General features: G+C 41.2%; 10 protein-coding genes. 9 read left to right on the top strand and 1 reads right to left on the bottom strand.

Features of this window, described 5'->3' with window-relative positions; translation table 11 throughout:
- The 3 genes from AFK68_RS26960 to AFK68_RS26950 form a co-directional block, all read left to right on the top strand.
- Positions 1–417: translocation/assembly module TamB domain-containing protein (locus tag AFK68_RS26960; protein WP_143437727.1), on the top strand; the 417-nt coding region annotated here is incomplete at its 5' end.
- A 398-nt stretch (positions 418–815) separates the two neighbouring features.
- The gene (locus AFK68_RS26955; RefSeq protein WP_094676642.1) at positions 816–2,072 is read left to right on the top strand and encodes a class I SAM-dependent methyltransferase; all 1,257 of its coding nucleotides are present in this window, start codon (positions 816–818) and stop codon (positions 2,070–2,072) included.
- Positions 2,073–2,192: 120 nt separating this feature from the next.
- A complete protein-coding gene (locus AFK68_RS26950) occupies positions 2,193–2,456 on the top strand; it encodes a hypothetical protein (RefSeq protein WP_168186383.1) in 264 nt (87 codons plus the stop codon).
- A gap of 334 nt (positions 2,457–2,790) precedes the next feature.
- Here AFK68_RS26950 and AFK68_RS26945 read toward each other — a convergent pair whose 3' ends face one another.
- Positions 2,791–4,383, bottom strand: coding sequence for a hypothetical protein (locus AFK68_RS26945; RefSeq protein WP_094672476.1), 1,593 nt, complete (start codon positions 4,381–4,383; stop codon positions 2,791–2,793).
- A gap of 216 nt (positions 4,384–4,599) precedes the next feature.
- Between AFK68_RS26945 and AFK68_RS26940 the strand changes: the two genes are divergently transcribed.
- From AFK68_RS26940 to AFK68_RS26915, 6 genes are all read left to right on the top strand, one after another.
- Positions 4,600–4,842 (top strand): NAD(P)/FAD-dependent oxidoreductase, encoded by a 243-nt coding sequence (locus AFK68_RS26940; RefSeq protein WP_094676640.1) that lies wholly within the window; start codon positions 4,600–4,602, stop codon positions 4,840–4,842.
- Complete coding sequence (locus AFK68_RS26935; RefSeq protein ID WP_094676638.1) at positions 4,781–6,076, top strand: NAD(P)/FAD-dependent oxidoreductase; 1,296 nt, start codon at positions 4,781–4,783, stop codon at positions 6,074–6,076. Before AFK68_RS26940 ends, AFK68_RS26935 begins: the two co-directional genes overlap by 62 nt.
- Before the next feature lie 32 nt (positions 6,077–6,108).
- A complete protein-coding gene (locus AFK68_RS26930; protein WP_094676646.1) occupies positions 6,109–7,515 on the top strand; it encodes an NAD(P)/FAD-dependent oxidoreductase in 1,407 nt (468 codons plus the stop codon).
- Between the two features lie 326 nt (positions 7,516–7,841).
- Positions 7,842–9,038, top strand: a complete 1,197-nt coding sequence (locus AFK68_RS26925) for an NAD(P)/FAD-dependent oxidoreductase (RefSeq protein WP_094676636.1) — start codon at positions 7,842–7,844, stop codon at positions 9,036–9,038.
- Between the two features lie 32 nt (positions 9,039–9,070).
- Positions 9,071–10,249 (top strand): FAD-dependent monooxygenase, encoded by a 1,179-nt coding sequence (locus AFK68_RS26920; protein WP_094676644.1) that lies wholly within the window; start codon positions 9,071–9,073, stop codon positions 10,247–10,249.
- A gap of 47 nt (positions 10,250–10,296) precedes the next feature.
- On the top strand, positions 10,297–11,280 hold the full coding sequence (locus tag AFK68_RS26915) for a dienelactone hydrolase (RefSeq protein ID WP_094676634.1): 984 nt from the start codon (positions 10,297–10,299) through the stop codon (positions 11,278–11,280).
- Positions 11,281–11,615: the final 335 nt, after the last annotated feature.

Genomic DNA, 11,615 nt, shown 5'->3' with positions numbered 1-11,615 from the left:
GAAAATAACCTAGAGTTAACCAGTTCTCCAGAACGCTCGGAAACACAAATAGTTAGTTTGTTAGGAGGTAATATTGTTGATACCCTCAGTGCAGACAGAAATTTAGCATTAGCAAATGTGGCAAGTACCGCTCTATTTAGTAACATCCAACAGGATATTATTGAAGCGACGGGATTAAGTGAATTTAGAATATTTCCTGCGACTATTCCTAAAAGTGGCTCCCAACGTGCTTCTAGTTTGGGTTGGGGTCTAGAAGTTGGTATTGACGTAACTAATAAACTGGGAGTATCCGCGACTATACTTGATGCAACAGAGTTGTCTTTGGACTATGAAATTAATGATAAAGTGCGCCTCCGTGGAGGTAGTAATTTCGATGATAATGCTGTGTTGTCAATTCAGTATGAGACTAGATTTTAATTTAGCATTTAGCAACTTTTGTGCTTAATATTTGTGGACGGGCAGGATGCCCATCCCCCTTCACTTTGGGAAAGCATTATATCAAAAAATTCACTTGCAATAGAAGTGTTATCAGAAACCGGGTTTATGAGAGACGGATGTCAGTCTGGTAGGGCATCTAATATAAACCCGGTTTCTATACTTTCAGAAGATACTTATATCATGTTCGGTTGAATAATTAAAGCTCGTAGTAGGGCTTCAGCCCTATTTACAGTTAGGGCTGAAGCCCTACTACAAACAAAAACTTTTTTTATCACTAATTATCCGGACATGATATTACTCTTTTTTCGGGAAATGTTTATTGACTAACTGCAAGGATGTCGGTAAAATATTCGTCAGCGTTTTAGTAAGAGAAAATTATGAACACAAAATTGGCTCATTCTATGCTTCCACAAGCAAATCACGATGAGTTGGCACGACAAAACTTTGTCAGAAGTTTAAGAAACTATCTGTCTAGCAAAATGCGACATAACTTAAAGTTGCTTTACCAAGAAACTGTCAAACCCCAATTTGAAAAAGAAAATCAACGTTCCCCTAAAAATCGTTATGAAATTCGGCAGGGGATGCAGCAACAACAATACTATAAGTGGTACAGTAGCTGCAAACGTACTACCCAAGAAATGATGTGGGAATCAGCAGTTACTACAGTCGAACGTCAATTACCAGAATTAGTAGAACGAGCAAAGGATGAAGCAGTACCCTTGGGAACACTTACCCTAAACCCGGAATTAAAAATTCCTACCTATCAAACTGTTGTAGATACTCATTGTATGCCAGGAGGATATAACGGCGAATACACTCAAGATGATATATCTGCTGGTGCTATCTATGATTTTGGAGTTCATATTGCCATGAGAAACCCTGAGTCTCTTCGCGATGTCAGAGGTCAGACAGTTATCCATAAATTCTTGAAGCAGCAATACCCAAATTTTCAGCCTGCCAAAATTCTAGACATGGGTTGTACAGTAGGTGCTAACACTTTGCCTTATGTAGATGCTTACCCAAATGCTGAAGTTTATGGTATCGATCTAGCTCCTGCAATATTACGCTATGGTCATGCACGAGCAGAGTATTTAGGAAAACGAGTGCATTTGAGCCAACAGAATGCCGAGAAGACTAACTTCCCAGATGAATCATTTGATTTGGTGGTAAGTCATATTTTCCTACATGAAATACCTGTGCCAGCAATTAGAAATGTTTTCCGCGAAAGTTATCGTTTATTAGCTCCAGGTGGAATAATGATACATCAAGATGCACCTTTGTATCGCGATCTAGATTTATATACTGCGTTCGTCTACGATGAAGAAACAACTAATAATAATGAACCCTTCTGGAGTGCGATGCGAGATTTAGATTTAGTAGCTGTAGCACGAGAAGCAGGTTTTTCCAGAGATAGTCTCATTGAAACACTGCTCGAACAAAATAATGGCAGACAGTCATTCATCTACGATGAAGAAACAACTAATAATAATGAACCCTTCTGGAGTGCGATGCGAGATTTAGATTTAGTAGCTGTAGCACGAGAAGCAGGTTTTTCCAGAGATAGTCTCATTGAAACACTGCTCGAACAAAATAATGGCAGACAGTCATTCATTATTGTTGGTACCAAATTATGAGTTACGCACCTAAACAAGAAACCGGGTTTATTGTCTTGAACGTTGTTTTTCAGGAAATTTCGTTGATAAACCCGGTTTCTGCGCAAGTCCTGTAAATAAAAAAGACAAACAAAAAAAAAGATGATTCCTAAACAAGCAAAAGGTAAACGACCAGTTTATTTAGATAACACAGATAACGATAAATTACTGGCAATAATAATGGCATTAGCAGGAGAAGTTTCTGTATTGCGGGAACGCGTAGATACCATTGAAAAATTAGTAATAGCTAAAGGTATTATTTCCTCCGAAGACATTGAAAATTATCAGCCAGATGCACAAGTAAATGAGGAGCGGGAGCAATGGAGGGCTGAGTATATTGCTAGAATACTAAGAGTATTGGGTTAATTAAAAGGCATCTCGATCAAAAAGGGAGTAGGGAGTAGGGGGAAAGAATTGATAGTTTATGAGCAATAATTGATTTTATTTTTTATTATTGGAGGTATCTAATATCATGTTCGGTTGAATACTTATAATTAAGGCTCGTAGAATTGCTCTAGCCCTAACTGTATATAGGGCTGAGAGCTATTCTACAAACAAACACTTTATTATAAGTGATTATCCGAACATAATATTAATAATTTTTGAGGAAACGGAAAAACTACCATTACAATGGGAGCAACCGATCTAGTGAAGCGTCAAGATGACAACTAAATCAACTGTTCATCAGGGAAAAAGTATTTTAATTTCCCCCAGTGTAATCCTTGCTCAGTCGCCAATATTGATGGAAAGTTGGTCTTCCCCAGGTGCGGTTTGTGACCAGTGCTATGCCATTGGTCAAAGCATTGGTAGAAGTACCTATGGCATATTCAGGGAATGCCTTTGGTTGGATAGCATAAGTATCGGGATCGCCACTGACTGGAACCAATATCCAAGACTGCAACTCACTTTGGCTGAGGCGTTGCAAAGTTACAATCTTATCAACCCCTGGTTTTGCAGGTGCTTGGAGATACAATTGCTCCTTAAAGGTGACATCTTTCTCCCAGTTTTGGATGCGGTAAGTTCCATCACTCTGCTTGGACAAAACCCACAGGTGTCCTTGGTATCCGGCATTAGTATTAGGAGGATCTTGGTTCCAAAGATGCACATAATCGTTGACATTGGGATTGTAACCTATAGCTTGCATATAAGTGCCAGTAACTTGGTGAATAAACATCCAGGTACCGGAAACATTCTCTGGGCGTATCATGGGAACATCCTCCTCGGGATAAATTGGGGGTAGTGGTGGAGCTGAAAATGGTACTGTAATTTTGACTGTCTTACCGCCAACGACTTCTCCATCGGCGATGACATCGAGAGAGCCGTTGAATATCTGGGGCTCACTGGTACCGGACACAGTGCCTACCCAGGACACATCAAAGGCAAGTTCATGGTCTTGGTCTCTGCTGAGGGAACTGTAACCCGTGACAGGTGCAATCGCTTGTACAAAAGGTTTTGTGGCACCGCTTGCTACCAGGCGCACGTTCCCGATCTCAGCGATCTGTGCTATCAACTCAGTCTCGATCTGCTGAACAACCGTATCTTCATCGACACCTTGGATCGGTTTGCCACCCGTGGCATTGGCTATCCTGGTGGCTTGTCCGGGGGTTCCCCCAGGCTCTCCGCACTTAGACTTGTACGCGGTTGCTCTCGTTTTCGGATCATCGTCTAGCCCAGCCGGGGCACGATAGTTGGTGCTCATAGACAGTGCCAGCACCTTAATCTTCTCTGCAACTAACTTAGCAGTGAGTGATGCCTCCGTGATGTCGTAGGATAGGTTCGAGATTTCCTTGCATACTGCGTCGTGACCAGCGGCATCACCAAACCAGACGATGACACGCTTGGCATCGGCACGCCAACCAATCTGGCCTCCAGGTGATTCGGCCACCTGATCTAGCCCATAGAATTGAGCTTCAGGAGTATCTTTACCGGGGGTGGTCGTCCAGGCATCGATCGCCGCTTTGACGGTGGTGATATCGGCGCTCAAGCTACACTGGTTCTTGAAGGCGTAGGGATGCTCATCGTCAACCGGAGCCGGAAAGTCCTTGTAGTCGCCAACCCCGAACCAGACATCAGATCCTAGGGACTGAATTCTGGTTAGGATCTCCATGATGCCGCTTTTGACTGAAGCGATAGCTGTCCTCATGCTACCGGTTGTATCGGCGAGAAAATAGACATCTAGTTTGGGGACTACCTCAGATTTCGGAATTTTGACTTTCACCACTTCTGACAACGTCTGACTTTGGGACAAGGTTAGATCATTGGTCGCTGGTGAAACCTGAACAGGTAAACTCATTAATATAACTTCCTTGGAAGTAACTTGCTGCTTGAGACTAGCTTTTTGCTATCTAACGTAAGCAGTTTGTTTTTTCTTTCATTCAGAATAATAACATGAATAAAATAATAAACAAGGGTATTACGATAATTTAAGAAAATATTTTTAAGAATATATTTGTGGTATTGTATACTATTTTTTAGTTTTTTGTTTACCAAAAAAAAGGAAACAAGCAAAATGAGAGAAACTTCTAAACCTGTTGTGGAGAAAGTTGCCATTATTGGTGCTGGGCCTGGTGGTCTAGCAACAGCGATCGCTCTGAGAAAACAAGGTATTGATGCCCATGTCTATGAAAAGGCCAGAGATTTTCGTCCTGTAGGAGCAGGTTTAGGTTTAATGCCTAATGGTCTGAGATGCCATTATTGGTGCTGGGCCTGGTGGTCTAGCAACAGCGATCGCTCTGAGAAAACAAGGTATTGATGCCCATGTCTATGAAAAGGCCAGAGATTTTCGTCCTGTAGGAGCAGGTTTAGGTTTAATGCCTAATGGTCTGAGATGTCTGGATGCCATTCAACCAGGCATATTGAATACTCTAAAAAATTCAGGTTGTCAACACCAGAGAACTACCTTGAAAACAATCAGTGGGGAAACAATCAGAACTAGCGAAAGTAGCATGATGGCTAAATACGGACAACCAATATTAACTATTTGGTGGTGGCGGTTGCAACAGATTCTGGCATCATTTCTCCCACCAAACGTTATTCATCTGAATCATCGTTGCATTGACTTTGAACAAAATGAAAACAATGTTATTGGAAAAACTGCCCAAGCCGATCTACTCATTGGAGCAGATGGTGCAAATTCTGTAGTCAGACAAAAATTGATTGGTGATGGGGAACCTCAATATCTTGGTAGTATGTCTTGGCGTGCTGTTCTTGACTATAAAGAGGAGCTACTGCCACCTGATGAAGCCATTATAATGAAGGGAGAAGACAGTCTATTATTTATCTTCAATTTAGGGGAGGGAAATATGAACTGGATTGCTCAGAAGGTATTATCAGAAGCATCTTTTTCCTCTACTCCTGCTGAAACAAAGTCTCGTGTTCTCAAAGAATATGCTAATTGGAACGAATTAGTACAGAAAGTGATCGAAGCCACCAATGCTGAACGCATCTTAGAAACTCCGATCTGCCAGAGACTACCATTAAAGCAATGGAGTTATGGTAGGGTGACTCTATTGGGAGATGCTGCTCATCTGATGCCACCATCATCAGGGCAAGGTACTAATACCACTTTTGAAGATGCTTATGAACTTGCTGAGTGTCTGGGCAATTTTCCAGACCTAGAAACTGCTCTCAGTACCTACGATAAACGTCGTATACAGCTATTGGGAGATGCTGCTCATCTGATGCCACCATCATCAGGGCAAGGTACTAATACCACTTTTGAAGATGCTTATGAACTTGCTGAGTGTCTGGGCAATTTTCCAGACCTAGAAACTGCTCTCAGTACCTACGATAAACGTCGTATACAGCGCACAGCAATTATTCAAACCCATAGTGCTAAAGGTGATAAACAGCAGTTCTCTCAACCGAGTCAACAAACCAAGCAAAAGTCACCCCAGGATTTTCAAGAGTTTCAAAATTGGCTTTATGAGTACGATCCAAAATCAGAGTCGCGTCTGAAAGCTTGGAAAGAAACAGTTACAATATAACAACAAATACCAAAAACAAGGAAACAAGCAAAATGAGAGAAACTTCTAAACCTGTGGTAGAAAAGGTTGCCATTATTGGTGCTGGGCCTGGTGGTCTAGCAACAGCGATCGCTCTGAGAAAACAAGGTATTGATGCCCATGTCTATGAAAAGGCCAGGGAATTTCGTCCAGTGGGAGGTGGTCTAGGTTTAGTGCCCAATGGTTTGAGATGTCTAGATGCTATTGAACCAGAGATAGCTGATACACTAAAACGTTCAGGTTGTCAAGTCAAGAGAGTGACTGTGAAAACAAGCACCGGAGAAACAATTAGAACTACCGAAACTACCATGATGGCAAAATACGGACAACCAACATTAACTATTTGGTGGTGGCATTTGCAACAGATTTTAGCATCGGCACTGCCAGCAGAAGTCATTCACTTGAATCATTGTTGTATAGGTTTTGAACAAAATGAAAACAGCGTCATCACCCGCTTTGAGGATGAAAAAACTGTCGAGTCGGATTTGCTCATTGGAGCTAGAACTACCGAAACTACCATGATGGCAAAATACGGACAACCAACATTAACTATTTGGTGGTGGCATTTGCAACAGATTTTAGCATCGGCACTGCCAGCAGAAGTCATTCACTTGAATCATTGTTGTATAGGTTTTGAACAAAATGAAAACAGCGTCATCACCCGCTTTGAGGATGAAAAAACTGTCGAGTCGGATTTGCTCATTGGAGCCGATGGGGTAAACTCTACAGTAAGACAAATATTGATTGGTGACGGGGAACCTCGATATCTTGGCACTATGTCTTGGCATACTGTCATGAATTATAACAAGAACAACGATCTACTACCACCAAATGAAATGATAATTATGAAGGGAGAAAAAAGTCTATTATTCCTGCTTAACTTAGGGGAGGGAAATATGTACTGGAGCGCTCGGAAGGTATTGTCAGACTCCTCTCTTTCCACAACTGCTGCTGAGGTTAAGTCTCGTGTTCTCAAAGAGTTTGCTGATTGGATCGAGCCTGTGCGGAAACTAATGGAAACAACTGATGCTGAACGGATATTAGAAAGGCCAATCTGTGACAAAGCGCCATTAAAGCAATGGAGTTATGGTAGAGTGACTTTATTGGGAGATGCAGCTCATCCCATGTCACCACTGGAAGGGCAAGGAGCAAATACTACTTTTGAAGATGTTTATGAAATTGCCGAATGTCTGTGTAACTTTCCAGACCTGCAAACAGCTCTCAGTGCCTACGACAACCGTCGCATTTATCGTACAGCAATGATTCAAGCTTTTACAGGAGAGGGTGAGAAAGGCTTAGATCAATCTACTCAGCCAACAAACCAACAGTCACAGCAGGAAAGTCAAGAGTTTCGACATTGGATGTATGACTACGATCCAAAATCAGAGTCGCGTCTGAAACCTTGGAAAGAAACAGTATAGCGCTACGCGCTAGGGAATAGGGAATAGGGAATAGGGAATAGTAGACTAATAAAGGGTTTTAGGATTTAGAAATGTCAAGAGCAATAGGGAATAGGGAATAGGGAATAGTAGACTAATAAAGGGTTTTAGGATTTAGAAATGTCAAGAGCCTTAATGCGTAGCACTATAGTATAACAACAAATACCAAAAAAAAGGAAACCATTCAATAATTGATAATGGATAATTGATAATTACCTCTTCCTTTTAGGAAGAGGATTGAACAAAAGGAAAATTTTTTCTTGTTTCTCCTTGAAAGGAGAGGCTTTAAACCTTAATTATTCGGTAAAATGAGAGAAACTTCTAAACCTGTGGTAGAAAAGGTTGCCATTATTGGTGCTGGGCCTGGTGGTCTAGCAACAGCGATCGCTCTGAGAAAACAAGGTATTGATGCCCATGTCTATGAGAAAGCTAGGGAATTTTGTCCAGTGGGAGCAGGTTTAGGTTTGCAACCTAATGGTTTAAGATGCCTAGATGCGATTAAACCTGGTATAGTAGATACACTAAAACGTTCCGGTTGTCAAGTAGAGAGAGTGACTGTAAAAACAAGTGCTGGAGAAACAATTAGGACTAACGAAAGTACCATGATGGAAAAATATGGGCATCCACTGTTAATTATTTGGTGGTGGCGGTTGCAACAAATTCTGGCATCAGAACTACCATCAGAAGTCATTCATCTGAATCATCGTTGTATTGGCTTTGAACAAAATGAAAACAATGTCGTTACACATTTTGACAATGGAAAAACCGCTCAAGCAGATTTACTTATTGGAGCGGATGGGGTAAACTCCGCAGTGAGACAAACATTAATTGGTGACGGGCAACCTCGATATGTTGGTAGTATGTCTTGGCGAGCTGTTCTCGAACGCAAATATCAGCTACTGCCACCAGATGAAGTCATTTTGATGAAAGGAGAAAAAAGTATAGTTTACCTACTCAATGTTGGGGAAGGAAATATAAGTTGGCTGGCTCGAAAACTATTACCAGACTCCTCCCTTTCTTCTACTGCTGCTGAAGCAAAGTCTCGCGTTCTCCAGGAATTTGCAAATTGGATGGAACCAGTAAGAGAACTGATAGCACAGACAGTTCCTGAACGCATTTTGGAGGGGCCGATATGTGACAGACTGCCATTGAAGCAATGGAGTTATGGTAGGGTGACGTTATTGGGAGATGCTGCTCATCCAATGACCCCAGCAGCAGGACAAGGAGCTAATACAACTTTTGAAGACGCTTATGAACTTGCTGAGTGTTTGCGTAATTGCCCAGACTTACAAACTGCTCTTGCTAACTACGACAACCGACGCATCCAGCGCACCGCAATTATTCAAAGTCGTAGTGCAGAGGGTGAAAAACGCTATTATCAACCTACTCAACAAACAAATCAACAGTCACAGCAGAATTTTGATGAGTTTCGACATTGGGTGTATGATTACGATCCAAAATCAGAGTCCCGTCTAAAACCTTGGAAAAAAACACTTACAGTATAATAACAAATACCAATACGAAGGAAACAAGCAAAATGATAGAAACGTCAAAACCTGTTGTAGAGAAAGTCGCCATTATCGGTGGAGGTATTGGTGGTTTGGCAACAGCGATCGCTCTGAGAAAACAAGGTATTGATGCTCATGTCTATGAGAAAGCCAGGGAATTTCTTCCAGTGGGAGCAGGTGTGGGTTTGCACCCTAATGGTTTGAGATGCCTAGATGCAATTAAGCCAGGTATAGTAGATATACTAAAATGTTCAGGTTGTCAAGTTGACAAAGTGACTTTGAAAACAAGCACTGGAGAAACTATTATGACCTATGAAAGTCCGATGATTAAAAAATACGGACAACCAACATTAACTATCTGGTGGTGTCGTTTACAACAAATTTTAGCATCATATCTACCATCAGAAGTCATTCACCTGAATCATTGTTGCATTGGTTTTGAACAAAATGAAAACAGCGTCATCACCCATTTTAAGAATGGAAAAACTGTTGAGTCAGATTTGCTAATTGGAGCTGATGGGGTAAACTCTAAAGTTAGAGAAATATTGATTAGTGACGGGGAACCTCGATATGTTGGCAGTATGTCTTGGCGAGCTGTTGTCAATTATCAAGATGAGTTACTACAACCACATGAAGTCATCTTAATGAAAGGAGAAGAAAGTATAGTATTCCTCTTAGGTGTAGGGGAAGGAAATATGAGTTGGTTAGCGCGGAAGCTATTGCCAGACTCTACACTTTCTTCTACTCTTGCTGAAGCAAAGTCTCGTGTCCTTAGAGAATTTGCTAATTCGATGGAACCAGTAAGAGAATTGATAGCACAGACAGATCCTGAAGGAATATTAGAAGGATCGATATGTGACAGACTACCATTGAAGCAATGGAGTTATGCTAGGGTGACATTATTGGGAGATGCAGCTCATCCGATGACACCAGCAGCAGGACAAGGAGCTAATACTACTTTTGAAGACGCTTATGAACTTGCTGAGTGTTTGCGTAACTTCTCAGACTTACAAACTGCACTTGCTAACTACGATAACCGTCGCATTCAGCGTACAGCAATTATTCAAACCCATAGTGCGGAGCGGGAGAAACTCTATTATCAACCGTTCCAGCAAAATAACCAACAGTTACAGCAAGAACGTGAAAATTTGGAAAACTGGATGTATAATTACGAACCAAAATCAGAGTCACGTCTGAGACCTGGGTAAGAAACAGTGGTATTATAACAACAAAGTCACAAAATACTAATACTAAAATGAACATTCGAGCTTTTTACCGAGCAACCAAAGTTGAAAACTCTCAACCACCATACGATACCATTCACCTGAAAGTGTTTTACCCAGGCAAAATGTCAGGTAGTAAACAAGAACAAAATCAGGGTATTGTCCCTGCCGACCCCCAACAAGCTCCTTTTCCAGTAGTGATATTATTCAATGGCTTTAACACCAACCCCGAACTTTACAAATGGCTAGCTATTAAGTTGTCTGAACGGGGAATGGTAGTGGTAACATTTGCCTGGGTTGCAGAAAACTTTCCTGGTACAATTAGTTTGACACCAGGCATTGATATTGCAATGTTAGCTCCTGATACTTATGGTACTGCTCCCACTGCTTCAGCTTTACCAGCACTGCTAACAGAGTTGGAACGCATAAACTCAGAAAGCATCCTAGCTGGTATGCTTGACCTACAAAAAATTATTTTGGGTGGACATTCTGCTGGTGGCAGGGTGGCAATAGAAAGTGCTAGTCCTAACTTTTTCTCGCAAGTGGTAGCTGCTTTTGGTTATGGTGTACATACAGCAGCAGGTACAATGATGGGATATGAAGCAGCAACAATTTTACCTCTCCCTGACTTGCTACCAGTATTGTTAATAGGTGGTACTCGCGATGGAGTCATTGCTAATAGTAGTAACCTTTATGATACTATTTGGCAAGAAGCCACAACACCAGTATCGCGGACATTTCACGAAGCAATTTCAGGAGGAAGAAATGATAGCTATTTGATGTTAGTCGAGGGAGCTAACCACTTTTCTTTTGCTTATCCATTTGACTCTACCACTGGTACATCTTTTCTCGACTTTCCTGCAACTCAACCAGAAGATGAAATTCGTTCTCTCATGGCAGAAACAATAGGTTTATTTATTGATGCTCATGTTCGTCAAAAGTCAACAGCATTTGATCAACTGAAGGAACTACTTAATAACGGTCATCCCTTAATTAAATCATTGGAACGCAAATAATGTCTGAGATGAAATCAACACAAATTAATCAACCCGGTCTTATATTCACTCCTGGCGCTGAAGGTTGGTGGGACTCCGAGCGCGTCTCCTCGTTATATCATGTCCGGTAGCATAGGTCTTGTATAGGGAAGTTCAATAATTGATAATTGATAATGGATAATTGATAATTACCTCTGGTTAAAACCTTTACGGAATTGAAGATTGGGAAATATCATTTCTTTTTTTCCCCTTCAAAGGGGAGGCTTTAAACCAAAATTATTTAATAGAGTTGTTGGGAAATAACTTAGATTACAAAAAAAATAAAATGAAAACAGATATATTTAGTTAGTGATTTT

The sequence above is a fragment of the Hydrocoleum sp. CS-953 genome (assembly GCF_002260545.1).
Lineage (GTDB): Bacteria > Cyanobacteriota > Cyanobacteriia > Cyanobacteriales > Microcoleaceae > Trichodesmium.
This window is presented reverse-complemented; position numbering and strand designations above follow the sequence as displayed.